Genomic DNA, 26,931 nt, shown 5'->3' with positions numbered 1-26,931 from the left:
ATATTTTTCATTCTCAGGAGTTAAGAGCGGTGCGACTTTAAGCCATTGAAGAAAGCGCTTCGAACCGCCCATCGTACAGCGTCGTCCGTTCTCACACTTTTCCAATGATCTGGATGACGCATTACATCACGCACTTCGTATCGCTCATCTTCTGGATACCGAACCTCCATAAATCCTATCCGATATAAAAATCGCGCGAGCGCGATATCGGGCTCACCGTAGGAGACACCTTTATGGAGTTTCACTTGGCCATTCCCGATCAGGCCTCGGAGATGTTTGTATAGGTCAGATGCAATCCACTCGAGAGGTTTTCCAGTAAAAGATTGCAGACAAATATCCAATCCGACACAAAGTCCACCAAATTCAGTTTTTAAGAATTCGAGCTGGTCAGTGGAGTAAATCCACTCCGCATCTTGAATCTCTAAGTCAGTGACCGGCAGTCTTTCTGACCCGTCGAGTGCAAACTTGATCATAGCCCTGAGGCTCCGCGGCGTATACATTGAGCGGCGGACAAAATAACTAAATGAATCACTCGTCGATTTATTCTTTAGCGTGACTTCTGGAGTAAAGAATACATGCCACATATCATCGAAGGGCACCCGAATTTTTTTAGGTTCACACCCTAGCGCTGCCGCAATCGCAAAACGCAGTCTATTTGCAGTCCATTTCCTCAAATCGCTCACATCCCAATTAAGATGAACGACACCACTCACCTTATCAGAGTAATGCCAGCCGGGGTTTATATTTAACCACAAATCTTGTCGCATAAAGAGATGGACTTCGGCATTTAAGTTGTTATGAGTAATTCGATCTGCTGCCTCTATAGCGTCTCGAATCAATCGAATACTTGTAGCGCCGCCCGCCTCTTGCAAGTTGTCAAAATCGTCTACATACAGGGCAAAATTAGTTGCTTGTGCAACGCGGGCAATTCTCTCGACACTATTCTTTTCTTGCGCTGCGTTTTCGGAGGCAATATTCTTTGCCCACGGAACAAGTGTCTTAATTACGTCGGCTATACGTTCTCCGAAGTCTCGCTCGGTTATACCCTTAGTGATAGCCCAAGCACGTAATGCAATATCGTCATCGCTGGTGAGTAAACGTCCGCTCATGTCATGTGCAAGCCGCCTGCAAATCATGTCTGCGTAAATCTGCATCCAATCGGCAACTGCGCCGTATCCACGTTCGGTTGCCTTCGCCAGACGTTCGGCGTGTAACGATGCAAGCTCGTCCGCTGAGGCCTCCACAATTAAGGTTTGAGAATCCTCTTTGCGACGCTCAATGCTAGTAAGGCGAACGGCGGACTTCCCTGCGCCCTTTCGTGCCACAGCGACTGTCACCGTTGTGGCCGTTGCATTATCAAACCAATCTGGTCGGACTAGTAAATTGTCGAACCACTTATCTTGAGCCGTATCACGTTCGGCGTCTGGATACCCTATGAAAGAAGAGCTTTGATGCCAGCGTTTGCGAATGGCCTCAACTTGCTCAGGAGTCAATGATAGGATCTGCTTGGACGGTCCTTGCATAGTCATGAGTTGTAGATTTCCCTTACTAATACCGCATCAGTTCCTTGCCTACATGCAACCGCTGAGCCCAAAAAACCTGTGTCGAAAGGCGAGGGGTTAGACGACAAGACCTCAACGAAGCTTACGAATTCGACGTAGGTGTGTCTATGGATGGCATGAGATTGCACACAAGAGTTCAGTTTTGGCGATTAAATGTCGGCCTCATGTATCGATTTAAAAATCCAGTCACCCAATGACCGCTTCTGGCCGATTTCTGCCTGTCGCCAAGGGCAGAAAACGGCCAGAAGCGGACGTTTACCTAGGCTCGATTTTGAGTTATTGAGCGTCTACGAAATCTGGGACGACTCAAAGGTTCGGTTAGAACGGTTCCAATGGGTTTTCGATGGATTGGAGGCCAAAACAGTCGTCGCAGAGCCGAATTGTCCCTGGCCCAGCTGCGGGAGGCCTCACTAAGGCATAGTCGCGAGCTGGATCATCTGCGCACATGCTGCACACATCAAAGGTCCCAGCCACTGTAGTAGCCGCTTCCGTCATGGCAGCCTGTTTTGGGTCCCATTCGCGCAGCGAAGCAAACCACTCAGGTGAGTGCGGGCGGAGCAGTTTGCGAGGCCTGGGGTCAAGCAGTCCTCTACGCTCCAGCCATGTGGTAGCCGCCTTAATGCGGCGGGCGTGAAAATTGGCCAGGAGGTCATATAGCTCCACCTGTAAGGCGAAGTATTTACGAGGATGCTCCGCATTTAAGCCTACATAGCACCCGTGATTTAGAACAAAACGGTTTTGTCCTAACTTCTGATCTGCTAGCAGCTCTTCACAGTATTTCCGCTTGTGGTCCTCAGGGACATTGTGCCCCTCCATCAGGGCTACGTGGTACTGCCAGGCGTTCCTCTCGAACTCCTCATGCCACAACCCCAGATACCGTGAGGTTTGCAGGGCTTGCACAAGGTGCACATCTCCCTCCTCATGCTCCATCAGATAGGCATTGATGTCGTTGAGTGACTCAATCTCCGAGGAGAGCTTGCGCGCTTCTTGAAGCAAAACGTTGGTTGAGTCGCGCATGGCCTGAACGTTATCTAGATTCTCACGCCAGTAGATCCCTTCTTCTGAGTCGAGGTCTCTAAGCACATCAGGTACTTCTACAAGCGCCTCGCTCTTTTGGAGCTCTCCGGGGTGGCAAAAATCAGCATTCGATACCAGGTCAATGCCAGCACTGCGGTAGGCTTGTGCTACCAAGCGTGAGCAGAACTGTCTGCGACCAGCCACGAAACCAGCCAACACACTCTTGGCAGCGCCGGCCTTGGTGTACCGAGTACCAACCGCAGCCCTGGCGAAGGATATGACAGTATGCAGTTGATCAATCGTCAGTGGTTCTATCGGTCGGAGTACGTAGCCAGAGCAACCAGGTTCAAGGAAGATGCGGTCGAGGTTGCGTGCGTGAACACCGTCGCCAGTTGAGTCGATCACACTCGACTTACCTACACAGATCATGGCGTGCGAGATGTCTGCGCCAGTGATCTTTCGGATCGCTTGGCTCACTGGCTCGGGGGTGGTCGTCAGAACAACATCGCCGGGCTGAATAAGGCTGGTAATGAATACTCTTGGCCTCAGTTCAGGCCCTTCAAGCGCACGACTCATATTTGAAATTGCTCAGAAGTAGTTTTCTCAGTAGCCGTCGCATTTCTTGAGGCGGCTCCCTAGTCACTGCGAGACTTTTGCTGCTTTGTCTTGTGCCCAGTGAGTCGTGCCCTCCACCGCTTCTGCCGGGCCAGAGGCGAGCATCAAGGTCTGAAAAGGGAAGAGGTCAGTCAAGTCCTGAATACGGGCAAAGTCTTGTACCGTTTCGGCCCACTCGTAGTTGTCCTCGAATGGGTAGTAATTGACTGCATGCACGAAGACCCCGAGCACTGTTGTCTCAGACGCGTCGTAGTTGGAGATGTTGTCGACATTCTTGTCCCGGCGTAGCTCCTCGATTTCCACCCCTTCTCGAGTCTCATACCAGACATGCACAACACCGGGGCGGTCTGGAGGAATCTGGGTAACTCCATCGTTGACTAGACCCTTGAAGTGCTTAGAGCGCAGAGAAAGCGATATCTCATGCTCACAACGCCATTGGGCGCCTACGCAACGGTCAACGTCTTTGACGAACATGTTGAGGATGTCATTGTTGGTACCCGGTCGAATGACCCGAGCAGCGATGGTCGCGATGCTTCGCTTCTCATTGCTGTCCACATCGCCGAATACCAGCAGCTCGTGCTGAGGGCTATTGGCCCTGACTGAGAACTTCTGGTAGTGGTGCTTGAGGCCCTTTTTGTCGATAGCTCGTATTCGTCCGCTGATCGACCCAGCCCTCACTCTTTCCCCTCCAGCCTTGATGGCCAGGTCTACCAATTTGATCACCTCGTCCGCTGACACATCGGTGACCTGATCATGGAAAGTTAGGTCAACGGTGCACCAAGGCGCGGCCTTGAGCATGTGGCGGCTCAACTGAGTCCAGATGCTTGCCCAGGCCGCCTCTTCGGACAAGGAGTACTTCGTCTGCTTATCTGCCCGCTTGCATTCGACGTAAAACTCCGCCCCGTCCATTTTGACGAGCAGGTCTGGGGATCTCTTTTTTCCATCAGGCCAAGTGAGGCTGTTTTCGGGAATGAAGGAAACCGCATAGCCATTCTTCAAGTAGAACGCGGCGGTCAGCAGTTCAAATATCTGCTTCTCTGGCTGATTGTTGTTCGCCAGCATTTTGTCGAGAACAGCCTCTATGTTGGGCACGGCGCAAAGCAGATGAGCAACAGCGCCGATGGCCATGGCATAGGTGTAAACACGCCTGCTGCTGTAGGTGGAGTCACTAAATGGGAAGTCATGGGCTAGGTATGACGCGAGGATGTACCAATCGATGTCATCGTCTGCAGGTATGAAGAGCTGGGACTCTATCGGCAGCTTGATTTCGAAATTTGACTCCTTTTCTCGGATGCGCTTCACATAGGCGGCTTTGCGCTCAGCCCAGGCATCTACTCCAAGCCGATCCACAAGCAGTTTGTAAAATGCTTTAATTCTTGCGCGCTCAATCCGATCGACGACATCCATGCGGTTTCTCCATGTTGTGACCGATGAGATTACCTCGGAGCAATATCAACGTACCACCATAGAGGTTTAGCCACTGGCTTGAGTGCTTTCCTCTTGGCCTATTGAAGTCCCTCGTGACTGATGGCTACCGGCCAAAAGCAGACCCTCAAATGGGTCTACGATATTAGGGCCGATTCAGTGGATCAACCACGATCCTTTGGCCTTCTTATCCATTGTATTTCCCCTAAGGTCCACTGCGACCGCCCTGCCCAGAGCTAAATAGCGCAAATCAGCTCTCTAACCAAACCTTATGCCAAACAAACCGCCGTCTTCGGTGGCGTCAGTCAAACGCTTGGGCAGGACATAGCCATTGAGGTCGAAACCATCGAGGGTCTCTTTGAAGGCATCGTCTTCATTCATCGTCACGATGTACTGAAAACCAAGCTCTTGGGCAATCTCAGAACCAAGGCGCAATGCGCTGATTACCTGGCGGCCGTCAACACCATCGAACAGGTGGCTGTCATGGATCAAGAATCCAGGCCCAATTTGTCGGCTGATGCACAGGCGCATAAGCATCATGTCGAAGCAGAAGATTTGCATGTTCTTGATGCCTTTGCTGCGCTGCCCTTGCATTGGAAACTTGAAGACTGGTCCATTCGAGGTTTCATCGATCGTCATGCTCCCCGCCGATTCATACAGGCGTTGAGAGGTTTCCTCGAAGGCGACGATAGCTTCAGCCAGCCTGTCCTTTTGCTCGGTGAAGTCACGCCGTAGGCGGATCGTGAGGCGGTTGCGCTCGATCTCTAGCTCGTTCTTGGTGCCTTCGAGCTGCTCTGCGGCTTCGAAGCGTTGCCGCAGGGATTCCACTTCGAATTCCAGCCGTCCCAGCTCGCCTTGCAGTTTGAGGAACTGTTCGAGCGCACCATGGCTCCTGAGAATGCCCAGGATTTCTCCGCGCCTCTGGTCGAGCTGCGCCTTCTTACTATCACGTAGCTCGATACGCATCTTGGCGGCTTCAAGTTCGCTGGACAGATAGTCCCTGCGATTGCGCACCACAGAGTCATGAAAACTCTTCACATCCTCGTAGCGGCGTTTGACCAAGTCAGGCAGGACGATGCCCGCCTCTTGGTAGACCGCCTGGAGATCCTCATGGTCAGGAGGAACCTCGGAGGCGAGGGCGTTTTCCAGATCACGAATAGCTGAGAAGTCGATGGTATTGGCGTTGGCTAACTCGTTGAGCTGGCGGGTCAAGCTGGAGCTTTCGACTTCCAATTCCCGGTACTCAGGCAAGACCTGAAACGTCTCAACTTCCGCGTGAAGCCTCTTGAGGCGAGCCTCCTGAATGGTCAGCTCTGTGCGCAAGTCGGCGGCCTTGCCAATAATTGAGCCGAATGCACCGTTCCCGGCCGCCTTCTTTAACTCTTCAAGGGTCTTTTCCCGATCCCGGACAGCTTGCCAGTCCCTGGCAATCTGCCAGTCCAGTCCGAGCAGGAACATCAGCGCCATCTGCATGTCGCCGGTACCCTGCATCGTTGCCTGTTTTTCCGGCGTCATGAAGGCACCGCTCGCCTGTCGGCGCACAAAGTAGGCAAACAGCGATCTGAACGAAGGCGGCTTGCTGCCTGCGGCTTCAAGGCTAGTCAGACCAAACATTTGTTCGCCAAGGAACGTACACCACTCGGTGGCCGAGAACTTCACTTTCGCGGCTGGTGGGGCAGTCACGAAAACTTTGGCTTTGGAGCCACCACTGCGTTCGACGACAGTGGGTTCCGACTTCAAGTCGAAGTCCATGCCAAAAGTGTGCTCCGCCAATTCCTGGGTTCGGAAAATCGAGTCCGGCCCCGCGTCAGCACCAAGCAGAAAATGCACTAACTCCACGAAACTCGTTTTACCAGCGCGATTGCGTGTTTGTTTTGTGGTCGCTCCCTCGGTTTTTTGAGCGAGCAGCACATTTAGACCTGGTTTCAGATCTCCAAGATTCTTAAAGGTCGGCAGAGTACTGAAGATGTTGTGAATCAAGCTTTTCTCCGTGTCACAAGGCCGTTTTCGAGCTCAATGATTCCAAGGGCGTACAGAAGATCGAGGGAAAGTAAGAACCAGTCGTACGTAACTCGCCGAGGCATGGCAGTCACGCCCGTTTCATGCCTACTCAGCTCCTCCCAAAGTGCGGAGACAGTCTTTGGCCGTGTGAGAAACGTCAAAATATGACCGCCGACGGTCAACAATGCGCGATCCTGCGGAAGATGCTTGGATGGAAGGATCATGCTGTCCCCACCGTTTGAGCGTCCTCGAAAATTTCGCACTTGTCGAAAAGGTATGCCATGACTGCCAGCACTGCGGCCTTATGTGTGGGAGTGGTGTTCGCTGAGCCGCCAGCCCACGCTTCAAGGCGACCGAAAATTTCATCAGGATGCAGTAGAGGAGCGCTATCCCGTAGGGCTATGTATTCGCGCTTGAACGTCTGTGCAATTTGTTCGCCGTAGGTAGGGTTCTTCCAGTTATTGAAGAACTGCGCAACGAGCGGTGACTTCTGCATACCGATCTTCAGGAAGTCGGCCACAGCTTGAGACAGAAGGTTTGCTTCGATCTTCCCACGTGATACGTCTTTGACTTCGCTAGTAGTGGGCGCTGGAGTGACACTGATGTGGCTGAGCACGGCCATCAGGTCGCTGTAGCCCAGGTTGACATTTGCCTCCATTGTGAGCGACGGCCCAAACCAAGACTCAAGGTCCTGCAAGCTCAACTGACGAAACTTCGCCAGCATTTCTTCGTAGCCACAGTGGCCGATTCTGATCTGCGGGTTGTCTTGCCCGAGCTTCGCAAGAGCTTCGATGATGTGAGGACCCAAACGGCCATCGGGTGCGTTGTGCACGAAGGTCCACTCATCGAAATGCTGCTCCCAGTGGTCTTTCGCTCCCTCGAAGTCTTCGTTGATTTTCTTGATGGCTTCAGCAGCGCTCAACTCGTTGGGGGCATAACTCTGGAACAAAATTCTTGCCGACGGCAGATATCCATCGTTCTTGCGGTCACCAACATTTCCCCAAGGCCGGCAAGCCATGAAGTCGTTAGGGTGGGCTTTTGACATTAGCCTCTCGAAAAGACGTTGAAACCCGTCCCCCTTGGTTTCCAAAAAAGCGATGCGGAAATCTTTTTCATAATTGAGCTGCTGTATGCGATCCATGCGTTTTTAGACCCGTGAAGTATTTTTCTTGATTTTCTTCAGGCAAGCCTTCAAGGCTTTTTGATTTCGGAGTGGGGCTGTGCTCGATTGATATCAAATGGGAGGGCCTTGTCCGCCGCGATGCGAACGAGCAGCATCCGAATCGCATCCGAAAGAGACAGCCCCATACTAGCCAGCACATGGCTAGCTTCATCCTTGATATGGCCGTCGATCCGAGCGCGAACGACATCACTGTTTGCCATTGGATTTCTCATAGCGATTTGTAGCTACATTGTGCTCCAATTAGGCTGCCATGTCATTTGCTTCTTGCTCAATTGGGCAGGTGTCCCGGTGTTCCGCCGTCACGCTCGGGGGCTGCCCCCCTTTGCATCGTGCCGAGTTACACGATCCTTGATGCCTTGGGCCCTTTCACGCTTGCGTAATCTGCCTACTAATACGTGGCATGTGTGGACCGCGAAGGCATCCCTAGCGGCGCGGGCCAACTCGGCGCCCAGATCAGGACGTTCTACCGTCAGGCGGTTGGATACAGCGACAACTTGCCACGCGCTTCTGCCGGAAAATTCTGGCCGAAACGGCGCTCCACCATTGGCTGCTATTGGCCGATTTCCGCCGGTCATCACCAGGAAGCATGCTGATCAAGTCCGGCGCAAAGGACTGGTCAGTTCGAATGCAAAGCAGATCTGTGCGATTACCCTCCCAGCCTGAGCCAGCGGCGAGATAAACTAGGCTTCCTGTACCATTCCTCAAGGACGCTGCCGTGCCACATAACTTAGACTGCAAGATCGCCACGGCGGACGCTTTGACATTGCTCTTGCACAATCAGCATGCCCTAGGCGCAGCGATAGAAGAGATAACAAAGTGGCTCTCAGAAAATGGGGTTGGAAGTGTCGGCGCCAATGCGATGTCCGCCATGGAAACGCTGGACACAAATGCTCAAGCCATCACAGATGCCATTATGAGGATACGTCAGTCATAAATTTAAATCAGGCAAAAAGGAAAGCAATGAATAATTTGTCTTCCAACGTGTTGGGGATAAGGTTTTAATCAGCTCTCCTCTATTTTGCCCAATATATCTTCCGCCTTTTCTACGCTCATAATCCGCACCATAGACGTCCCAAAACCTAATGGAAAAATTGGATTAGATGGATCTATAGAAATAAAGTGTTCGAGCAAAATCATGGCTGACTGTATATATCGGTATACGTATTCTGCGAATAGTTCTTCCAGTATTGCATCTGTATTGCTTGACTTGCAGTGCATAATCTCGTTTCTTAAGCGCTCAAGGCTCTTGAAGTCAGACCAGAAGCTTGCTGATTGAGGTGGCGGGCACTTCAGTATTGATGGCAATATGGATGCCACCTTCTCCGAAGTAGATATCCATCGCTCTATCTGTTCTTTGCTGTAATGCTCAGTAGACTTGCTCGTGGATTTTTTGTATATGTATGTGTCAGGAATTACGGCATTGCAAAACGATTCCACTGCCTTATATGAAAATATCGTCGCCATCTGAATATTCTCGAGGTAATCATAGGCAAGGCCTACATTGCGATCATATATAGACTCGGTAAATTCCGATAACCGCTCGAGATCCACTTTGATTTTTTGAGCTTGCCGCAAAGCCTTAGTTGCCACGCTTATGGCTAAAGTGATCTCATTGGGGAGCGCCAATGTAATTATATTTGAACCAATTTTTGGTTTGATTATTTTTTGAAAAAAAGCTGTTTTGTTCGTGGATGCCTCGTGGATGCCAATAGGCTTATTTGCACGCCTGTCAGGCGCTGGCACAAATTCAGAAGGATCGTCTATATTGTTCATGTGATGAACGCAAATCAACTGAGTATGTAGCTTTAACAATTTTTACTCCGGAATCTAGGTGGCTTTAAAGATTATGCTCCACCGATGTTATTAGAATCGCTGCTACGAATCGAAAACAGCAGATCGCGTATAATCTACAGGAATTCCTTTTTTCGAATGTCACACTCAGCTAGCACTTTATCCAGCCATGTTTCATACCAGTACCACGTATTCATGACGGTAACACCAAAACCCTTGCCTTGTTTTTTTGCTTCGTGGAATTGCCACATTTGCGTGTGATGCATCATGTTAAATCTCGGATAGCCTGCATTCTTTACTTTTTCGACAATTTTCGAAGGCAGATATTTAGGGCGCTCGGTCTCTTTGATTTGAATATACTTGGTGTTCATTCCTAGAGCCATTTCAGACCCTGGCTTGATAAATTCAATTACTTGATCCGCCTGGCCTTTATGATTTGCAGTTTTAGGGACAAAGAAAACGCGATAAGAAAATTTCGGATCATTGAATTCTTCCTCGGTTAGAGCTAAGTCAAACGAAGTTATATAGGCTCGGATACTTTCAGGGAGGCCGTCCGCCTGAGACAATCTGTCAACTTGATCCTTATTCAAGGAGGAGAACTGAAGGCTAAAAGATAAATGCTTGTCTATGCCAAAGCTGGAACCAAATAAAGACTTTATAATTTCGTTATAATTTAAGCAGCAGGCCTGAAATCTAGCGCTTAAGAACTGATCAATCTTTGTTGTCATTTGGTGTTCGATTTCATGCCTCAAGCCGATTAGAAATCGGAGATTGTTAGCGGCGCTCAAATCTACCGGCGATTCAGGTTGATTTAAGCACTTCTCTAGTTCCCAATGCTTTACAGCGCCTTTAGCAGTTTTGTGAAATCGCTTTCGCGCGCCTTCCATTTTGAAGTACCGATATTCAATTCCTTTTTTTCGATAAAATGCGTGAAGGAGATAAGTCCAAGATATCATCATCAAAACAATGAATATTTCAGACTTAAAGGTGAGCGCAGGGTTATTGAATATTTGCACCGAAGCGAGGGCCGCCTCTCTGGATTTCTTTATAAGCTCGCCAGCTACGGAACCAACCGATCGCACTCTCTTCTCTGCAGCCATTTTGATCATCCTTGGAGTGAGCGATATTTTTAAGTGCGCTTACTAAAGAGTGGCCAGCGTGCGGGCTCGGAATGGTCCTACTCTTCCTTTAAACATAGCGACAGATGGGCGAAAATCCAGTCTGGGCGGACGATTCACTACATTCTTCCTCTCATCCCGCGCTGACACTATGCTCAACGTGGTTGTATAAGCTGAATCCTTGCCTCTGAATGGCTTTCAAACGTTGCTGTCGTAATAGCTACGAGAACTCCCCGCGGAGGGGGGCTTTTGGCCGGTTTCTGCCCGTCGCTACCCTCGGCTGCGGGGAGCTGGCGGTCAGTTAAGTATCGAGACTTTGGATGGAGCGTCAGTGTTAAATCCAGCCTGCGATATGATTAGCGTAACTGAGGTTTAAGGCCTCAATCGACACGAACTGGTCGGTCGGGTGACCTGCGGTAACAGATAACGATTTAGTACCAAATTAGACGGGCCGCTTACATCGACTTGACCGATACAACTTCCACAAATCTGAATTTTTTTCTGGCCGTCTTTGTAGCTTCTTGCTCCGCAACTAGTGAGCTCAGCGTATCGGCCTCATGTACCATCTCGTGCATTTTGCCTTCAAATTCATTTCCCACCCGCAGCGTGACTCTCAGCCTGGGCGTGAAGCCTTTTGAGACTTTCTTTTTCTTCGCTGCGTTTACCGGTTGTACCATCACGACAACCGGGACGGTGTCTTGCACGTGTGTGTTAAATGCTGGCGCAGGGGACTGAGAATCACCGAAGAGCGCCCGGCGCATCTCTTCTTCCGTCAATTCTGTATTCATAAAATTTCTCAGAAAGGCGTTATGTACAACCATGCCGATTCTATCAGTGTGGTCGGGCTCTGCAGTAGTCGTCGTTAGGTCAGAGCTGAAGCGGTGGAGGGCCACCAGTCACCGTCGAGCGTCATCGTCTGGCCGGCAGCTTCATTCGGATGTATAGCTTATTGATACTGCATGCTTGTGTTGTCACTGCGTCACATTTACGCTTTGTCCCGTCACGGTCAATCCCGTGGCCGGGTGTCAGAACCTGAATTGTTCGAGGCGCATAGCGCCATAGCCAGCTATTAAGTGCTTACATAGGCTTAGCTGCTGCTTTTCTATGGCGGTCCGTGCGGGGCAGGCTTCGGCCTGGCCGGTTCCCTCGGACGCCGGTTTCTGACCCCCGTACGGTCCGCCACCCATTTCGTGTCAGAACGGCTGGGTGGACGGCTCCTTAACTGTCCGAGGAGATAAGGAAAATGACCTGTCCCCCTTTTAAGCTCGTGCGCCACCCTGGCCAAATGATTCAAGCTGCAAAAGATCTCGGAGGATTCCGCGATGTTTGATCTTTCGCTTCTCATTGGCCTTCCCAAACCCAACAGCATCGATACTTCATCGCTTACCCCTGAAGATGCAGCGATTAAACTACGGCAGGCTGCAATACTTCGGCTTAATGGAGCACAGAGCGTCCTGCTTCATTTTCCACAGGATGTTGAGCTGGCGGTAGAGCTGTTGGATGACGCGGCTGTGTTGTTCGACAAGGCGTTTCGATGTTTGTCCGGTATCCCAGCTCAGCGCGTTCATCAACAGGGTGGTGAGTACGTCTCTGTCCCTTCAGTTGAAGGCTGTCCTGGTCTCCGAACACCTTGGGGCAATGAGTTCCGCCCGATGATTGAGGACGGCGTTCGGTGCGCTGAGACCTGGCTCGATGGCTCATCATTGCCGCTGTGGTGGGCACTGGCGCAAAACCGAAAGCATCATCGTCCAGGTGATCCCCAAGAAGCATTTGAAGCAGGTTTTCTGCTGCGATTGCAGCAGACGCTGATCATGCGACGTGAGGCAGTCACTTCCCAATCAACCAGCATCGATGCCTGAGTTTGTAATTGACGTTTGAGACTTTGCTTTTCCCGCCAAACCCTCCGATTAAGCGATCTTTGATCGCGCCGATCGGAGGGTTCACTCGCTTTTTCTTGCAGCCACCGCGTTCCCCCCTTTCATTTCAAATTTGATCAGCGCCAGCCTTCTTTTACCCGTCAGTAATTGCTCGTGATCTGTATCGGGCGCAGAGCCGGTTCAGTGTCAAAGCGGATCCTTTCGTTGGGCATGGATATAGGTATGGCGACAGCGGCGACAGTGGCGACAACTCGCGTATAACGTGGTCTGGAGCATGGCGACAGAAGTGGCGACAGTCGCCACTTTCTCAGTGCATTGGCGGTGCCGCTTGACCGCCTTTTCGAGTGGGTATAACAATTGGCGCACGGATCGCTGTCGTTGACAGCACCTGCCCAGGTAGCCAGAACCTTTAAGGCTACGCCACTCGCGTGGTGGTTCTTCCCCAAGTGCGATTAGCGTCCGGCGGCTCGCACGGTCACTCCCAAGAGTGATGGATGCCTACTCGACCAATCTGCCTACTGCGGCAGACGATGGACCTTCCTCGCTGCACTGCAGCAACCTCACCTCTCGGCACACTTCGCTGCGCCAATCCGCGCCCGTCTCTTTCTTCTGGAAAGAGACGGGCGCTCGGACCACTGCTGCAAGCCACGTCGTACAGGGCATTGCCGCAACTCTCCTCGTGACAATCGACCTGACAAATCCGATTCGTCGCCATCCGCAACGACACAGGCACCGGTGCCGCAGCCAATGGAAAGGCTGCATCTGACTGACAGTCAGGCATGCCCCAGGTGTCCATGTCGTTGCCTTCTCCTACTCCAGATCTCCAGGTGCCGAACTCGTCAGTCGGCACAGCCTCTACCCGCCCGCATCTTCGGATGCGACTAAGGAGGCCAGATTCATGGGTTATGCCCACGCTCCCGGTTGTAAGGAGCCGTTCGTTCCGCGTCAGTGAACACCTCACAGGCCGCAGGGGCCTTGATCCCTGATAACACTCAACAGTCGTGGCGGGACTACGTGAGGACAATTAGCAATGATTGAGGAGAGGGCCCATGCAGCAGTTAGATCCGAAGCTTGAACTACCACGACCACCTCGACCGTTGATTGAGTCGAACCCCGTGCCCCAGCCTTATCCCGTGCAGGCACTGGGTGGGATTCTCGGGCTTGCGGTGGAGCGCATGGCCGAGGTCATCGGCGTGCCCCAAGCACTGGCAGCGCAATCGGTGTTGGCCGCCTCGGCCCTGGCTACCCAAGGTCATGCCGGCTTACAGCTCGACGGGAGAAATTATCCCCTGTCGCTGTACCTGATCACGGTGGCAGCTTCGGGGGATCGTAAAACGGCGGCAGACCGATCTGCATTACTGCCAGCACGGCAATGGGAGCGAGAGCAGTGGCAGCGCTACCGTGAACAACTCGCCCGGTACCGTGTCGCGCAGCGACAGGCGCAGCGTATCAACCCTGGCGATCCCAACCCCACAAACGGCGTACCGCTTGAAGCGGAGCCCTCTGCACCTAGGCTGATCACCACGGATCCGACTATCGAGGCCCTGATCAAGGGACTCTGCCATGACTTGCCGAGCATGGGCCTGTTCTGTGACGAGGGGGGACAATTCCTCGGTAGCAGCACCATGAGTCGGGATAACCGTTTGAAAGCGGTCACGACCTTGTCGTCACTCTGGGACGGCAGTCCGATAGATCGCGCGCGGTCTATGGTGGGTGAAAGCTTGCGAGCTTACGATCGACGCTTAAGCCTGCACCTGATGCTGCAACCGTATCTAGCCATGCAGTTACTCAGTGACCCATTGCTGCAGGGGCAAGGCATTCTCGGTCGCTGCCTCATGACCTGGCCCACCAGCCTGGCCGGACAACGCAGTTACCAGGCTGTCGACTTGTCCAAAGACCCCGCCCTAAAGCGATATCACCACCGTCTTTCGGCCCTGTTTCATCAGCCTTGGTCACTTTCCGCTGACGGTGCCTTGCGGCTATCACCGCTGACACTCAGCCCGTTAGCCCGCCGTCGCTGGATTGATTTGCATGATGCCATCGAAGCTCAACTGGGTGAGTTTGGTGAGCTGGCCAGCGTGCGGCCCAGCGGATCGAAGGCCGCCGACAACCTGCTGCGCGTCGCCGGCATCCTGGCAGTGGTGGAGGAGAGCAGTGTCGTGGACGTCGACCATATCCAACGGGCCTCCACCTTGGTGGGCTACTACCTCACCGAGATCCAGCGCCTGACCGAACAGGAACCGGTGTGCCGGGTAAAAGAAGAGGCAGACAGGCTGCTGCGCTGGCTGCAGGTCAAAGATTGGAAGCGCTTCAGTATTCGGGAGCTGAACCGCAACGGTCCCCGTTTTGCCCGTAAGAGCAGTCGTCATACCGCCAAGCTGTTGGTCGAGTTGATTGATCATCAGTGGCTCATCACCGACGGCCACACCTTCGAGGTGCGCCATGTTCAATCTTGATGAAGCGCTGCGCAACCACCTGGCTCAGCGCCAAAAGGAGCCGAAAGCGCGGTTTGTCGCCGCGACTGTCGCCACTTTGTCGCCACGCTCAAAGCCAGACAAGGCAAGGGTTGTCGCCGGTGTCGCCGATGTCGCCATCACCCGTAAACCTAGCACTACGACGACAGCCATCATCCAATGGTTGAAAAAGGAGGGCGCGCATCTATACGTCGCCGGCAACACGCTGTGTTTTCGCCCGACTGATTGGGCCCAGTTCGCTATTGTGAATGCACACTGGCGAGCCCTTTTTTATGAGCTCGCAGCAGTCGATCAGGAGCAGGAAAATGGCTCGGGTCGATAAGCGAGCGGGTCGTAATTTTGGCTTTGGTCGCCAGCTCAGCTATGCCGGACCGCAAGCACTGAAAGATCTATTTGGCGATGGCCATTTTGCTACCGTCAAAGCCCATAGCGATCGGTGGCAGGCCTTCGTGAATTGGTGTCGATCCGATGAAGGTCCGGGACTCAATGACGCGCGACAGATCGACCGTGAGATCCTCATGCGGTACGCCACGTATGTGCGTGAGCAGGTTGATCGGGGCAACATCGGCATTGCCACCGCGCAGAACCGACTGTCCAGCGTGAACCGAACGATGGCTGCGCTGCGCGGTGATCAGTACGTCAAAATCTCCAGTCCGAGCAAGGCGCTGGGTTTGCAGCGCTCAAGCGTACGCGGGGAGGCACCGCAAGGCCAAGATCGTGCTCAGATCGAATTGATCGCACGCGCGCTGTCAGAGCGAAGTCAGCAACGAGTGGCCGCAATTGTGCATCTGGCCCGGGAGACTGGTATGCGTCTGCGTGAAGCGATCTTGGCGGACCTGCCCCGACTGCAACGTGAGGCGCGGCAACTGGGCAAGATCAACATCCAAGACGGCACCAAAGGCGGCCGATCAGGCGCGTCAGCACCACGTTGGATTCCGGTCACTGATCAAATCCGTAGCGCCTTGGAGAGGGCCTGTGAGGCTTCGCCCAGTCGCAGTCGGAACCTGTTGGCTCCCAACGAGAGCTACAAAGAGTTTATGCAATCAGTTGTGCAACCGGCACGGGACCTCCTGCACGACCATGGATTGAAAGGCTTTCATGAGCTGCGGGCGGCTTTCGCCTGTGAGCGCTATGAGCAACTGACTGGCTTGAATACACCTGTCAACGGCGGTCGTGTTCATCGAGAAGATCGAGAGCTTGATCAGCGTGCACGACAGCAGATCAGCCACGAACTGGGACATAACCGCATCGATGTGGTGAGTGCCTACATCGGAGGCTGGCGATGACGGCCGAGTTCGACATAGCGTTATTCCTGTGCCCCGTGCTCAAAGGTGCACATGCCACGCGGCAGCGGCACATTAGGCAAGCAGAAAGGATGCACGAGGTGATTCGTGAGCGCTGGGGTTGCGCGACTCCCTGGTCCTGGAGAGAAAAGCACGTGAGATGGTTTCTGAAGCACTACCTGCGATGCTCAGCTCCAGCTACCGTCTACTACTACGAGTTAACAGCAGGGTTGATCCGCCTTAGAAAGGCAAAAGTCGTGGTTGTCTGATAGGCCTTTAAGCGTGAGCCCCTGAGTATGGGAATGCGGAGCCTTCCCATACTCAGGGGCTTGGCCGAAGAAGCGCTGGCAAGCTCCACTACACGGATGGCATGAACTGTCGCCGTGATGTCAGCGTATCGGCACGACCTTGCGGTCCCTGGTTTGATTGATGGCCGACGCTGACAGGCTGCCGGTAGCCGCTTTCTGGATATGTTCACTCCACCAGGCCATCATCGGGCGCCGACGTTCGATGTAATCCGCCCGGTTGTAGGCGCTCCGAACTTCGTCCTTGTCGACATGCGCCAGCGCGACTTCGATTAGCTCCGGATCCCATCCTTGCTCGTTGAGGATTGTGCTGGCCATGGAGCGCATGCCGTGGCTGACCAAACGGTCCTGAAAGCCCATTCGTTTCAACGCCATGTTTGCTGTTTGGCTATTCGCGTGGGTGCGCGGGTTTCTATCTGACGGGAACACATATTCCCTGTGGCCGCTATGGTGCTTGAGCGTCTCCAATAACGAGAGTGCATGTTCGGTCAGCGGAATTGTATGCGGACGACGCTTTTTCATTCGCTCCGGAGGGATGGTCCAAATGCGTTTGTCGAAGTCGATGTCTGCCCATCGAGTGGTGGCCGCCTCGGCAGGGCGTGTCATGGTATGAAGTTGCCATTCGATCAGGCAGCGGGTCGTCCGCTTGATGCTGGCGTTCGCGATTTCCATCATGAGCTCCGGAAGTTCGTCAGGTGGTAGCGCGGCCATATTTTCTTTCTTGGGTTTCTTGAACACCGCTCGAATGCCGCTGAGAGGGTTGGCAAAGATCATTCCGGAGTTGACCCCGTAGGTCATGATCTCGTTAAGGCGCTGGCTCACTCGCTTAACTGTCTCGAGGCTGCCTTTAGCTTCAATCGGACGAAGCAGCTTGATGACCATCGGCGCGTTCACTTCCGATAACGGCGTTGATTTCATGCTTGGAAAAACATGCAGTGTGAGCGAGCGCCAGATGTCTTCGGCATACGCCGGGGTGACGGAGTCCTTCTTCAATTCGAACCAAGCGGTGGCTACGTTCTCGAACGTATGTTCCGTTTCCGCTCGTTTGGCTTCCTGCAGCTCATTGCGCTGAGCTTTTGGGTCGATGCCCTGTGCAAGCAGCTCTCTGGCCTCAACGGTTTTCTTCCTCGCTTGCGCAAGAGAAACCTCGGGATAAGAGCCGAGTGCCATGTTGATTCGATTCTTGGTGACGGGATGCCGGTAGTTGAAATTCCACTGCATCGAGCGATTGACCCTGACTCGCAGCTGGAGCCCGTCGCCATCGGTGAGGACGTAATCTTTGTCTTTCGGTTTGACCGCCTTGAGCTGGCGGTCGGAGAGGCGGGTGGTTTGAGCGCACATGAGAAGTACTCCATGACACCTTTTGGTATTCCCAAGATTAGCGCCGGGCAGCCGGGAATACCATTGGGAATACCAAATCGCCTGGAACTCTAAAAACCTCGAAAGCCTCCAGTAGCCCTGAAACTCCCGTATTTACTGGATTCCAGGCACAAAAAAAGACGTCCGTGGACGTCTTTAGATGTTGAAGTGGTGGAGCCGGGGGGATTTGAACCCCCGTCCGCCAGTACTCCGCTGTCGGTACTACATGCGTAGCCGTGTCTATTAAGTTAACCCTCAGCGACCCGACGGGCAGGGTGCTTTGGGCGAGTTGTGTAAGTTTTAGCCGATTCGTCCACAACGTACTGCACGGCGATTCCGTTCTATATGACAATCACTTTGGGTTTACGGACATCCCCTCGTGATTGCTGGACCCGAAGGTACCAGAAGCTCAGGATCTAAGGCTGCTTACGCAGCGATAGCGAATTCCTGGCCGTAGTTTTCGTCATTGGCAACTATAGAAGTTGCAACAGTGGATTTACGAGTTCTGTTACCAACTCGGCATGCACCTAGAGTTTCGCAACCGGCGTCGAATCCTAAACGGCCCCGAACCTGTCGCTCCGTGAGTCTGTTGGAGCGGCAGGCATGTGCAGTGTACGCCAATCCATGTCCGAGGCCAACCCGAAGGTTGGCCTGCGGTGATGCTACTGGTCGCCTTTGGCGTTGTTCTGCAGCTTCTGGATGGCCTGATTGGTCAACGAGATGCAATTTTCGGTGCCTTCTTTGGTGCCTTTGGCGTGCTCAGCCTTGGCTTGTCCGACGGTGGCGTCGATGTCGGTCTTTAGACCTTCGCTCATTTGCTCGGTGCTGACTTTGGCGTCGCTGATCTTTTGCAGGTTGATTTTGCAAAGGTCATCCTGGCTTCCTGCAAACACCGGAGAGGCCAACATCGCAGCGGAAATGAACAAGCCAGCAAGTGCGGTGCGCTTCATGTGTATCTCCTTGAACGTAGGGTCTCGGTGCCGCTGGACAGTCGCGGCCGGGCCGAGTCAGTAGGTGGCCCAGCGGAGCCGGGCCTATTCAAGTGACTACAGCGAAGCGCAGGAATTCGATTTTTCTTCGAGCCCTATCGCAAGGCCTTCACCGTTGGCGGGCTTGGGGCGGGTGACACGGTCAACCAGATAGACCAAGCCGTGGTAATCGATTTCCCCATGATGCGTCAGACCAATCTCGCACGTGCGGCTGGTGGAAATGCCCTCGGTGCAATATTGAACCGCGTCCTTGAGGCTTCGCAGCGAGTGGGCGTTGAGTTCGGGGGTGGTAAAGCCCTTGTCGCCGGCAAAACCACAGCAATGGATACCTTCCGGAATCACCACTTGTTTGCTGCACTGGCGCGCCAGATCGATCAGCGCCTGGCTTTCGCCGAGGTGCTGGGTACTGCACGTGATGTGCACCGCAATGGGCGCCTCCTGGGGGATGAAATCGAGACGGTCCATCAAGTGAGTACGGATGAAACGCACCGGGTCATACAGGTCCAGGCGCACGTCACCCAAGTCCTGGACCAGCCGTAGCGTGCAAGGGCTGGTGTCACAGTAGATCGGATCGAGCCCGCCACGACTGGCGTGCAGCAAGGCGCCGATCAGTTCTTGGCGCTTGTGTTCGGCCTGCTCGGTGTAGCCTTTGGACGCAAAGGGTTGGCCGCAGCAGAGACTGTCTACATTGTCGGGAAAGACTACCTGATAACCGGCCTTTTCCAGTAGGCCGCGAGTCTTGTCGTACAGCGACATTTGCTCGTTGTCTCCCGCCGCCGGGCCCATGATGCGCGATACGCACGCCGCCAGGTACACCACCCTCGGACGTTCGTCCGAGACGGCGGGGCTGAAACGAATGGCCTTTTCCGGCTGGGGCATGGCGTGGGTCCACTGTGGCACCTGGCCCTTGGACAGGCGTGTCAACGAGGCCGACAGTTTCGCCAGGCGGGGCGCGCCCAACAGCATGCGTGCGCCGTTGGCCACGTGCAGGGCGAAGCGTGCGCCTTGCAGTGTGGTGGCGAAATTTCCTTCAATCCAGTTGGCAGTTTTCGTCTGCGTCGCGTCGCGGCTGCGCAGCTTTTTCACCAGCTCGCCGGTATTGATACCTACCGGACAACGTTGTGCACACAGGCCCGTGGCGGCGCAGGTGTCGATGCCCTGGTATTGGTAGGCACGTTCCAGTTCGGTGGTGTCGGTGCCGGCGCGTTTCTTCGCTTGGATATCACGCCAGATCACGATGCGCTGGCGCGGGCTCAAGGTCAGGTCCTTGGAGGGACAGACCGGTTCGCAAAAACCGCACTCGATGCACTTGTCGACGATTTCATCGGCGGCCGGCAGTGGTTTGAGGTGCTTGAGATGGATTTGCGGATCTTCGCTGAGCACCACGTCCGGGTTGAGAATGCCGTTGGGGTCGAGCAGGCGTTTGAGCTGCCACATCAATTGGTAGGCATCGCTGCCCCATTCCAGCTCGACGAACGGCGCCATGTTGCGCCCGGTGCCGTGTTCGGCTTTGAGCGAGCCGCCGAATTCCACCGCCACCAACTGCGCCACGTCATCCATGAACGCCTGGTAGCGTGCGACTTCTTCGGCGCTGTTGAAGCCTTGGGTGAAGACGAAGTGCAGATTGCCTTCCAGCGCGTGTCCGAAAAGGATCGCTTCGTCGTAGTGATGTTTGTCGAACAGCTCAATCAGACGGTTGACGCCGATGGCCAGTTGCTCCACTGGAAAGGTCACGTCTTCGATGATGACCGTGGTCCCGGTTTTGCGGACCGCGCCCACGGCGGGGAAGGTGTCTTTGCGGATCGCCCAGAGCCGGGCGTTTTCCCGTGGGTCTTCGGTAAAGTCGACCTGTTTTTCCACAGGGAAACCGGCCAGGGAGGCCATGATCCGGGCCAGTTGTTCTTGTAGTAATGACGAAGAAGCCGCGCGGGATTCGATCAACAAGGCGCAGGCATTGATCGACAGATGCTGTACGAAATCCGGCATGCCCGGTTTGTCCTGCACCGAGCGCAGGCTGCGGCGGTCCAGCAATTCGACGGCCGATACCGGCTGGCTTTTCAGTACGGTGACGGCGTTGCAGCAGGTTTCCACATCCGGGAATACGATCAGGGCCGAAGCCTTGTTCGGATGGTCGATGACGGTGTTGTAGGTCACCGCACTGATAAAACCAAGCGTGCCTTCGGAGCCCACCAGCAGGTGGCTCAAGATATCCACAGGCTCGTCAAAATCCACCAGGGCATTGAGTGACAGGCCGGTGGTATTTTTCAGACGGTATTTATGCCGGATTCGCGCTGCCAGCTCGGTATTGGCGCGGGTCTCGCGGCCAAGGGTGGCCAGGCGCTCCAACAGTGCGCCATGGCTGGTACGAAAAGCCGCCACGCTGCTGTCGTCTTCGGTGTCGAGGCGCGTGCCATCGGCCAGGACCAAGCGGATGCCGGCGAGGGTGTGATAGGTATTCTGCGCCGTGCCGCAGCACATGCCGCTGGCGTTGTTGGCGACGATGCCGCCGATTTTGCAGGCGTTGATCGACGCCGGATCCGGGCCGATCTTGCGCCCGAACGGCGCCAGCCAGGCGTTGGCCTGGGCGCCGATCACGCCGGGCTGCAAACGGATCTGCGTCCCTTGTTCGCGAATCTCGCGCCCGTTCCAGTTATCCCCCAGCACAATCAGCACCGAGTCGCTGATGGCTTGGCCGGACAGGCTGGTGCCGGCGGCGCGGAACGTGACCGGGACTTGGTCCCGTTGGGCCAGTTTCAGCAGGGCAATCACTTCATCTTCGGATTCGACGCGTACCACCAGTTTCGGAATCAGCCGATAGAAACTGGCGTCGGTGCCGAAGGCCAAGGTCGACAGCGGGTCGTCGAAACGGCGTTTCTGCGGGATCAGTCGTTCAACGTCGTGTAGGAAAGGGGCTGGAAGGGTCATTGGTCCTCCAGAATCAAAACCACCAGATCCTTCGGACCATGGGCGCCGTAGGCCAGGACTTGTTCGATGTCGGCGGTTTTCGACGGGCCCGATACCAGCAGGGCGTTGGTGGGCATGCCTTGGGCCCATTCGAATTCCTGTTGCACTTCATAGAAGTTGTCGCGGATCTCGCTGGCCTTGAGCAGGGCGAAATGCACCGGTGGCACCAGGCTCATCAGTCGCGGCTCTTCCCGCGTCGGCCAGAGAATCAGACTGCCGGTGGCGGCAATGGCGCCGAGGGTCCCTGTGAGGCTGGCCGGTGTGTCGTTGAACAGTTCGGCTTTCCATTCCTCTACCGGCCTGTCGTAGGCCTTGAGGGTGGGCAGGTCCGGATTGTTCGCCCAGAACTGTGTGATTTTTTTCCCGTGCATGGTCGTCGGCGCGATGAGCAGGCTCGGCAACTGACGGTCGCGCAGCAGTTGCGCGAGCAGGGCCGGCCAGCCTTCTTCGGAGGTCAGGTGGATTTCGGTGTGCACCGCCTCCATCAGCTTGCGCAATTGCGCGATACGTTCCTCGGGCGCATAGCGATAGGTTTGCGTCACCAGCTCGACATCGAAGTTGTCGGCAACCGGCGTGGTGCCCGTCAGGCTTTTACGCAGCTTGGCGAGGATATTTTCCTTGGCGCTCATCGGCGGTCTCCCTGCTGGTTCAGGTGTTCACGGGCCAGGTCATGCAATGAGCGGGCGGCGGGTTTGGGGGCGCTGTGGTTCTGGGTCCACGGGCCAACGTTTCGAGGCGTCAGGGCGCGCAGGCGCGTGGCGAGGAAGCCGAACAGCCGGTACAGCCGCGGCGAGCTGTTGAGCCAGGCCCAGGCATTCCAGATGAACCGTTCCTTGGGCGAGTATTTGCTGCCCTGGCCGCGCATCACTTGGTTAGGGCTGTCCGGCGCCTTGACGTTTTCTTCCCGCAGCCGCCGCAGCAAGGCCGGGATCGGAATTTTCACCGGACACACTTCACCGCAGGCACCGCACAGCGAGGAGGCGCTCGGGTGGTCGGGCACCTTGGCCAGGCCGACCATGTGCGGCGTGATGATTTTTCCGATAGGCCCCGGGTAAACTTCACCGTAGGCATGGCCGCCGATTCGGGTGTACACCGGGCAATGATTCATACAAGCGCCGCAGCGAATGCAGTTCAGGGTCTGGCGCAATTCACTGTCGGCAAATGCCTGGCTGCGACCGTTGTCCAGCAGGACCAGATGGACTTCCTGGGGGCCGTCCAGTTCTTCGGCCTTACGTGGCCCGGAGATCATGTTGACGTAGGTCGTGATGGGCTGGCCGAGGGCTGAGCGGGTCAGCAGCGAGAGCAGCGGCACGACATCACGCAGGTTCTCGACAACCTTTTCGATGCCGGTCACGGCAATGTGCACCGGTGGCACGGTGGTGGACATCCGCCCGTTGCCTTCGTTTTCCACCAGCAGCAGCGTGCCGGTTTCGGCGACGGCGAAGTTGACGCCGGAGACGCCGACGTCGGCCTCGAAGAACTTCTGCCGCAGGACCCTGCGGCCGATCTGAATGAGTTGGTCAACGTCCTTGGTGTACTCCACGCCGAGTTTGTCGTGGAACAAGGACGCGACCTGACCGGCATTCTTGTGGATCGCCGGCATAATGATGTGTGAAGGCTTCTCGTGGTCGAGTTGGACGATGTATTCCCCCATGTCGGATTCGAGACATTCAATGTCCCGAGCCTCGAGGAAATGGTTCATCTCCATCTCTTCGCTGACCATCGATTTGCCCTTGATCACTTGCCGCGCCTCGTGAGCGCGGATGATCGAAAGGACGATGCCGTTGGCTTCGTCCACCGTTTCCGCCCAGTGCACGTTCACACCGTTGCGGGTCAGGTTGCTTTCAAGTTGCTCGAGCAGGTCGGGCAGCTTGGATAACGCACGGGCGCGGACGGCATTGCCCAGCACTCGCAGGTGTTCTCTTTCGTGGGCATCGCTGAAGGACGTTGCCCGCTTGGTCATCAGTGAATCCATCGCACTGCGAAAGTTGTTTCGCAGTTGCGTGTCGTCCAGGGCCTTATGGGCTCGGGCACGAAAATCTTCCTGCACCTCAACGGTCGGAATCAGCGTCGGCGTGCTCATGCGACACCTCCGATGCGCTGGCGGAGGAAACTCGCCAGGTGCTGGCCGCGTAACGCCTCCTGCTGCTTTTCCAGCGCACCGTTGATGTTCATCAAACAGCCGCAGTCAGCGCTGACGACCTGGTGCGCGCCGGATTCCTTCAGCGCTCGGGTCTTGTCGGCCACCATCGCACCGGAAATATCCGGCATGCGAACGCTAAAGGTCCCACCAAAGCCGCAGCATTCGCTTTCGTGGCTGTGTTCGACTCGCTCCACATTGCGCAGCTGCGCCAACAACGCGCGGCCGTGCAGGTGGGTATTCATTTCACGCCGTGCCGAGCAGGACGTATGCAGCGCGACCTTCACCGGCTCGCCGTTGTCGTTCAGCTGCACCTTGCAGACAAACAGCAGGAACTCGGCCAGTTCATAGGTCCGGGCCGCCAAGGCCTGGACCTGCTTGAGCGTTTGCGGCTCGTCCTTGAACAGGTCGGCATAATGCTCGCGCAACATGCCGGCACAGGAGCCCGAGGGCACCACCACCGGATAGTCTTCGGCAAACAAGGCCAGTTGCGCCCGGGCCACGGTCCGCGCCTGCTCGGTATAGCCCGAGGTGTAGGCCGGTTGGCCGCAGCAACTTTGCCCCTGCGGGTAGTCCACCCGGATCCCTTCGCGCTCCAGCAGGTGAATCGCATCCATTCCGGCTTCGGGATAGAACAGGTCCACCACGCATGTGCCGAACAGATAGACCCGGCGCGGTTTCTCGCTGGGGTACTGCCGAGGCTCGGGCAAGGGCGGGGCGACACGGGTCGCGTTCGGTACGGCGTTGTAAAAAAGCTCGCTCATCAGGCGTGTCTCCGGGTGGTCCCGGTTATCCGTCCGCTGAGGCTGCTGAATATAGCCAGGAAATCTTTCAGCAGCCTTGCAGACCCGGTTGTGAATAGCAGACGCCGAATCACGGTTCGGCGTCGGTTTTTCCAGTATTGCGTGTAGGACTTAATGAACCAGCATGCCGGTAAACCAGTAGGCCTGGGCCAACGTGATCAAGCCGACAATCGTTGCAAAGAATAGGCTGTGTTTGAGGGTGAAACGGAACAGATCCGATTCCTTGCCCACCAGCCCGGTCGCGGCGCAGGCCACCGCGATCGATTGTGGCGAAATCATCTTGCCGGTCACCCCGCCGCTGGTGTTGGCCGCGACAAGCAAGGTGTCGCTGACGCCGATCTGGTGCGCGGTGGTGGCTTGCAGCGAGCTGAACAGCGCGTTGGATGAGGTATCGGAGCCGGTCAGGAACACGCCCAGCCAACCCAGGAACGGCGAGAAGAACGGGAACGCCGCGCCCGTGCCTGCCAGGACCAGGGCCATGGTCGACGACATGCCCGAATAGTTGGTGACGAACGCGAACGCCAGCACCATGCCGATGGACAGGATCGGCCAGCGCAGCTCGAAAAGCGTCTCTTTAAAAGTGGTAAGACCAGTTTTCAGGTTGATCTTCAGCACCAGCATCGAGATCAGTGCGGAGAAGAAAATCGCCGTGCCGGTGGCGGAAATCGGATCCAGCTTGAACACGGCCGGGATGGCGGTGGGGTTGATCACGATGGGCGCGACCTTGATCACCATCTGGTCCAGGTGCGCAATGGCGAAGTTGAACACCCAGCCGTACATCGAGCCGCCGGCGGCGAACATGGCCTTGAACGGCTTGAGGGTCCAGATCGTCACCAGCACGGTAAGAATCAGGAACGGCGACCACGCCTTGATGATTTCCCCCAGGCTGTAGGGCGACGCCACGGTGCTGCGCGGTTGGCCGAAACCGCCGGCGTTGGCGGTGACCGTTGCGCTGGAGGTGGTGCCGGCAATCTGGGCGCCGGCGGTGCGCTTGGGCTGCCAGATTTTCAGGAACAGCGTCAGGGAAATCAGGCTGGCCAGGGCGGAGGTGATGTCCGGCAGTTCCGGGCCGATGAAGTTGGAGGTGAAATATTGGGTGATGGCAAAGCTCAAGCCGGCCACCAGCGCTGCTGGCCAGGTTTCCCGCACGCCGCGCAGGCCGTCCATCATGAATACCAGCCAGAACGGCACGAACAGCGACAGCAAGGGCAATTGGCGACCGGTCATGGCGCCGATCTTGAACGCGTCGATCCCGGTGACCTGACCGGCCACGATGATCGGGATGCCCAGCGCGCCGAACGCCACGGGGGCGGTGTTGGCGATCAGGCACAGGCCCGCAGCGTACAGGGGGTTGAAGCCCAGGCCGACCAGCAGGGCGGCAGTGATCGCCACCGGTGCGCCGAAGCCCGCGGCACCTTCCAGGAATGCGCCAAAGCAGAAACCGATCAACAGCACTTGCAGGCGTTGGTCATCGGTAATCGACAGCACCGAGCTGCGAATCACTTCGAACTGGCCGCTCTTGACGGTCAGTTTGTAGAGAAACACTGCGGCGACGATGATCCAGGCAATGGGCCACAGGCCATAGGCAAAGCCATAGCCGGCAGCGGCGAAGGCCATGTCTGCGGGCATATTGAACGCAAAGATCGCCACTGCAATCGCCAGGGCCAAGGTGATGCTGCCGGCCACATGCCCCTTGAGGCGAAACACCGCCAGGGCCAGGAAGAAAAATACGATGGGAATAACGGCCGCGAGTGCGGACAAGCCGAGGCTGCCGAGCGGGCTGTAGAGCTGTTGCCAGGTTTGCATGATGGGTGGGCCCCTAATTGTTGTTGGTCAGGCACTGATCAGCGATTTGGATAATTGGTATTACCAATTTACAAGCGCTGTCGGCTAGGGTAAAAGCCTTGGTTGTCGTGTGTCAATTTGCCGCCCTGAAACTTTCGTCGAATAAGCGGTGCAGAACGCATCTGATCCGTTCGAACAAATGGCTTTTGGTGGGTGTGAGCACGGCCCGGATGGGCCAGA

At 55.4% G+C, this 26,931-nt stretch carries 23 protein-coding genes and 1 other RNA gene; 6 read left to right on the top strand and 18 right to left on the bottom strand.

What is annotated here, in order from left to right; genetic code table 11:
• Nucleotides 1-20 precede the first annotated feature (20 nt).
• The 7 genes from HU715_RS25405 to HU715_RS25380 all read right to left on the bottom strand — a co-directional run bounded on the left by HU715_RS25405 (nucleotide 21) and on the right by HU715_RS25380 (nucleotide 8,003).
• Nucleotides 21-1,529, bottom strand: coding sequence for a P-loop ATPase, Sll1717 family (locus HU715_RS25405; protein WP_065932367.1), 1,509 nt, complete (start codon nucleotides 1,527-1,529; stop codon nucleotides 21-23).
• 351 nt (nucleotides 1,530-1,880) lie between these two features.
• Nucleotides 1,881-3,155, bottom strand: coding sequence for a YiiX/YebB-like N1pC/P60 family cysteine hydrolase (locus HU715_RS25400; RefSeq protein ID WP_123487464.1), 1,275 nt, complete (start codon nucleotides 3,153-3,155; stop codon nucleotides 1,881-1,883).
• Between the two features lie 63 nt (nucleotides 3,156-3,218).
• The gene (locus HU715_RS25395) at nucleotides 3,219-4,601 is read right to left on the bottom strand and encodes a hypothetical protein (RefSeq protein WP_123487463.1); all 1,383 of its coding nucleotides are present in this window, start codon (nucleotides 4,599-4,601) and stop codon (nucleotides 3,219-3,221) included.
• Between the two features lie 276 nt (nucleotides 4,602-4,877).
• Nucleotides 4,878-6,599, bottom strand: coding sequence for an ABC-three component system protein (locus HU715_RS25390; protein WP_186641570.1), 1,722 nt, complete (start codon nucleotides 6,597-6,599; stop codon nucleotides 4,878-4,880).
• Nucleotides 6,596-6,844, bottom strand: a complete 249-nt coding sequence (locus HU715_RS27565) for an ABC-three component system middle component 6 (protein WP_123487461.1) — start codon at nucleotides 6,842-6,844, stop codon at nucleotides 6,596-6,598. The genes HU715_RS25390 and HU715_RS27565 overlap by 4 nt, the downstream gene beginning before the upstream one ends.
• Nucleotides 6,841-7,761, bottom strand: coding sequence for an ABC-three component system protein (locus HU715_RS25385; RefSeq protein ID WP_123487460.1), 921 nt, complete (start codon nucleotides 7,759-7,761; stop codon nucleotides 6,841-6,843). Before HU715_RS25385 ends, HU715_RS27565 begins: the two co-directional genes overlap by 4 nt.
• A gap of 50 nt (nucleotides 7,762-7,811) precedes the next feature.
• Nucleotides 7,812-8,003, bottom strand: coding sequence for a type II toxin-antitoxin system RelB/DinJ family antitoxin (locus HU715_RS25380; RefSeq protein WP_123487459.1), 192 nt, complete (start codon nucleotides 8,001-8,003; stop codon nucleotides 7,812-7,814).
• Between the two features lie 515 nt (nucleotides 8,004-8,518).
• Here HU715_RS25380 and HU715_RS27560 point away from each other — a divergent pair.
• Nucleotides 8,519-8,737 (top strand): hypothetical protein, encoded by a 219-nt coding sequence (locus HU715_RS27560; protein ID WP_081352608.1) that lies wholly within the window; start codon nucleotides 8,519-8,521, stop codon nucleotides 8,735-8,737.
• Between the two features lie 68 nt (nucleotides 8,738-8,805).
• Here the strand turns inward: HU715_RS27560 and HU715_RS25375 are convergent, their stop codons facing one another.
• From HU715_RS25375 to HU715_RS25365, 3 genes are all read right to left on the bottom strand, one after another.
• Nucleotides 8,806-9,576, bottom strand: a complete 771-nt coding sequence (locus HU715_RS25375; protein WP_186705967.1) for a hypothetical protein — start codon at nucleotides 9,574-9,576, stop codon at nucleotides 8,806-8,808.
• Between the two features lie 134 nt (nucleotides 9,577-9,710).
• Complete coding sequence (locus HU715_RS25370; RefSeq protein WP_225917692.1) at nucleotides 9,711-10,694, bottom strand: DUF3644 domain-containing protein; 984 nt, start codon at nucleotides 10,692-10,694, stop codon at nucleotides 9,711-9,713.
• 473 nt (nucleotides 10,695-11,167) lie between these two features.
• Nucleotides 11,168-11,500, bottom strand: coding sequence for a hypothetical protein (locus HU715_RS25365; RefSeq protein WP_123487471.1), 333 nt, complete (start codon nucleotides 11,498-11,500; stop codon nucleotides 11,168-11,170).
• Between the two features lie 534 nt (nucleotides 11,501-12,034).
• Between HU715_RS25365 and HU715_RS25360 the strand changes: the two genes are divergently transcribed.
• The 5 genes from HU715_RS25360 (at nucleotide 12,035) to HU715_RS27395 (ending at nucleotide 16,615) form a co-directional block, all read left to right on the top strand.
• Nucleotides 12,035-12,571, top strand: a complete 537-nt coding sequence (locus HU715_RS25360) for a LasR-specific antiactivator QslA (protein WP_123487467.1) — start codon at nucleotides 12,035-12,037, stop codon at nucleotides 12,569-12,571.
• 1,067 nt (nucleotides 12,572-13,638) lie between these two features.
• The gene (locus HU715_RS25355; protein ID WP_123487468.1) at nucleotides 13,639-15,045 is read left to right on the top strand and encodes a YfjI family protein; all 1,407 of its coding nucleotides are present in this window, start codon (nucleotides 13,639-13,641) and stop codon (nucleotides 15,043-15,045) included.
• The gene (locus HU715_RS25350; RefSeq protein WP_123487469.1) at nucleotides 15,032-15,385 is read left to right on the top strand and encodes a hypothetical protein; all 354 of its coding nucleotides are present in this window, start codon (nucleotides 15,032-15,034) and stop codon (nucleotides 15,383-15,385) included. Before HU715_RS25355 ends, HU715_RS25350 begins: the two co-directional genes overlap by 14 nt.
• Entirely contained in the window at nucleotides 15,369-16,349 is a 981-nt protein-coding gene (locus tag HU715_RS25345; RefSeq protein WP_123487470.1) for an integrase domain-containing protein, read from the top strand. The genes HU715_RS25350 and HU715_RS25345 overlap by 17 nt, the downstream gene beginning before the upstream one ends.
• Nucleotides 16,346-16,615: a hypothetical protein gene (locus HU715_RS27395; RefSeq protein WP_081352615.1), complete on the top strand. Its 270-nt coding sequence runs from the start codon at nucleotides 16,346-16,348 to the stop codon at nucleotides 16,613-16,615. The genes HU715_RS25345 and HU715_RS27395 overlap by 4 nt, the downstream gene beginning before the upstream one ends.
• Before the next feature lie 120 nt (nucleotides 16,616-16,735).
• Here HU715_RS27395 and HU715_RS25340 read toward each other — a convergent pair whose 3' ends face one another.
• The 8 genes from HU715_RS25340 to HU715_RS25305 form a co-directional block, all read right to left on the bottom strand.
• Complete coding sequence (locus tag HU715_RS25340; protein ID WP_186705969.1) at nucleotides 16,736-17,992, bottom strand: integrase domain-containing protein; 1,257 nt, start codon at nucleotides 17,990-17,992, stop codon at nucleotides 16,736-16,738.
• Between the two features lie 187 nt (nucleotides 17,993-18,179).
• Nucleotides 18,180-18,576: a transfer-messenger RNA gene (gene ssrA / locus HU715_RS25335) on the bottom strand.
• 96 nt (nucleotides 18,577-18,672) lie between these two features.
• Nucleotides 18,673-18,960 (bottom strand): PA2433 domain-containing protein, encoded by a 288-nt coding sequence (locus tag HU715_RS25330; protein WP_039592339.1) that lies wholly within the window; start codon nucleotides 18,958-18,960, stop codon nucleotides 18,673-18,675.
• 96 nt (nucleotides 18,961-19,056) lie between these two features.
• On the bottom strand, nucleotides 19,057-21,924 hold the full coding sequence (locus tag HU715_RS25325; protein WP_186705970.1) for an FAD-binding and (Fe-S)-binding domain-containing protein: 2,868 nt from the start codon (nucleotides 21,922-21,924) through the stop codon (nucleotides 19,057-19,059).
• A complete protein-coding gene (locus HU715_RS25320) occupies nucleotides 21,921-22,592 on the bottom strand; it encodes a LutC/YkgG family protein (RefSeq protein WP_186705971.1) in 672 nt (223 codons plus the stop codon). The genes HU715_RS25325 and HU715_RS25320 overlap by 4 nt, the downstream gene beginning before the upstream one ends.
• On the bottom strand, nucleotides 22,589-24,046 hold the full coding sequence (locus HU715_RS25315) for a LutB/LldF family L-lactate oxidation iron-sulfur protein (protein ID WP_186705972.1): 1,458 nt from the start codon (nucleotides 24,044-24,046) through the stop codon (nucleotides 22,589-22,591). Before HU715_RS25315 ends, HU715_RS25320 begins: the two co-directional genes overlap by 4 nt.
• Nucleotides 24,043-24,867 (bottom strand): (Fe-S)-binding protein, encoded by an 825-nt coding sequence (locus tag HU715_RS25310; protein WP_186705973.1) that lies wholly within the window; start codon nucleotides 24,865-24,867, stop codon nucleotides 24,043-24,045. The genes HU715_RS25315 and HU715_RS25310 overlap by 4 nt, the downstream gene beginning before the upstream one ends.
• A 150-nt stretch (nucleotides 24,868-25,017) precedes the next feature.
• Nucleotides 25,018-26,712 carry a lactate permease LctP family transporter gene (locus tag HU715_RS25305; RefSeq protein ID WP_186705974.1) on the bottom strand — a complete coding sequence of 565 codons (1,695 nt, stop codon included), beginning with the start codon at nucleotides 26,710-26,712 and terminating at the stop codon, nucleotides 25,018-25,020.
• Nucleotides 26,713-26,931 lie beyond the last annotated feature (219 nt).

The organism is Pseudomonas zanjanensis (genome assembly GCF_014268745.2).
GTDB lineage: Bacteria > Pseudomonadota > Gammaproteobacteria > Pseudomonadales > Pseudomonadaceae > Aquipseudomonas > Aquipseudomonas zanjanensis.
This window is presented reverse-complemented; position numbering and strand designations above follow the sequence as displayed.

Bases quoted from the DNA above. Each gene is read 5' to 3' on its own strand.
- HU715_RS25310 (WP_186705973.1), bottom strand. From the start codon at position 24,867: ATGAGCGAGCTTTTTTACAACGCCGTACCGAACGCGACCCGTGTCGCC.
- HU715_RS25370 (WP_225917692.1), bottom strand. From the start codon at position 10,694: ATGGCTGCAGAGAAGAGAGTGCGATCGGTTGGTTCCGTAGCTGGCGAG.
- HU715_RS25315 (WP_186705972.1), bottom strand. From the start codon at position 24,046: ATGAGCACGCCGACGCTGATTCCGACCGTTGAGGTGCAGGAAGATTTT.
- HU715_RS25385 (WP_123487460.1), bottom strand. From the start codon at position 7,761: ATGGATCGCATACAGCAGCTCAATTATGAAAAAGATTTCCGCATCGCT.
- HU715_RS25405 (WP_065932367.1), bottom strand. From the start codon at position 1,529: ATGACTATGCAAGGACCGTCCAAGCAGATCCTATCATTGACTCCTGAG.
- HU715_RS25365 (WP_123487471.1), bottom strand. From the start codon at position 11,500: ATGAATACAGAATTGACGGAAGAAGAGATGCGCCGGGCGCTCTTCGGT.
- HU715_RS25395 (WP_123487463.1), bottom strand. From the start codon at position 4,601: ATGGATGTCGTCGATCGGATTGAGCGCGCAAGAATTAAAGCATTTTAC.
- HU715_RS25340 (WP_186705969.1), bottom strand. From the start codon at position 17,992: ATGTGCGCTCAAACCACCCGCCTCTCCGACCGCCAGCTCAAGGCGGTC.
- HU715_RS25305 (WP_186705974.1), bottom strand. From the start codon at position 26,712: ATGCAAACCTGGCAACAGCTCTACAGCCCGCTCGGCAGCCTCGGCTTG.
- HU715_RS25380 (WP_123487459.1), bottom strand. From the start codon at position 8,003: ATGGCAAACAGTGATGTCGTTCGCGCTCGGATCGACGGCCATATCAAG.
- HU715_RS25400 (WP_123487464.1), bottom strand. From the start codon at position 3,155: ATGAGTCGTGCGCTTGAAGGGCCTGAACTGAGGCCAAGAGTATTCATT.
- HU715_RS25375 (WP_186705967.1), bottom strand. From the start codon at position 9,576: ATGAACAATATAGACGATCCTTCTGAATTTGTGCCAGCGCCTGACAGG.
- HU715_RS25320 (WP_186705971.1), bottom strand. From the start codon at position 22,592: ATGAGCGCCAAGGAAAATATCCTCGCCAAGCTGCGTAAAAGCCTGACG.
- HU715_RS25330 (WP_039592339.1), bottom strand. From the start codon at position 18,960: ATGAAGCGCACCGCACTTGCTGGCTTGTTCATTTCCGCTGCGATGTTG.
- HU715_RS25350 (WP_123487469.1), top strand. From the start codon at position 15,032: ATGTTCAATCTTGATGAAGCGCTGCGCAACCACCTGGCTCAGCGCCAA.
- HU715_RS25325 (WP_186705970.1), bottom strand. From the start codon at position 21,924: ATGACCCTTCCAGCCCCTTTCCTACACGACGTTGAACGACTGATCCCG.
- HU715_RS25360 (WP_123487467.1), top strand. From the start codon at position 12,035: ATGTTTGATCTTTCGCTTCTCATTGGCCTTCCCAAACCCAACAGCATC.
- HU715_RS25345 (WP_123487470.1), top strand. From the start codon at position 15,369: ATGGCTCGGGTCGATAAGCGAGCGGGTCGTAATTTTGGCTTTGGTCGC.
- HU715_RS27565 (WP_123487461.1), bottom strand. From the start codon at position 6,844: ATGATCCTTCCATCCAAGCATCTTCCGCAGGATCGCGCATTGTTGACC.
- HU715_RS27395 (WP_081352615.1), top strand. From the start codon at position 16,346: ATGACGGCCGAGTTCGACATAGCGTTATTCCTGTGCCCCGTGCTCAAA.
- HU715_RS25355 (WP_123487468.1), top strand. From the start codon at position 13,639: ATGCAGCAGTTAGATCCGAAGCTTGAACTACCACGACCACCTCGACCG.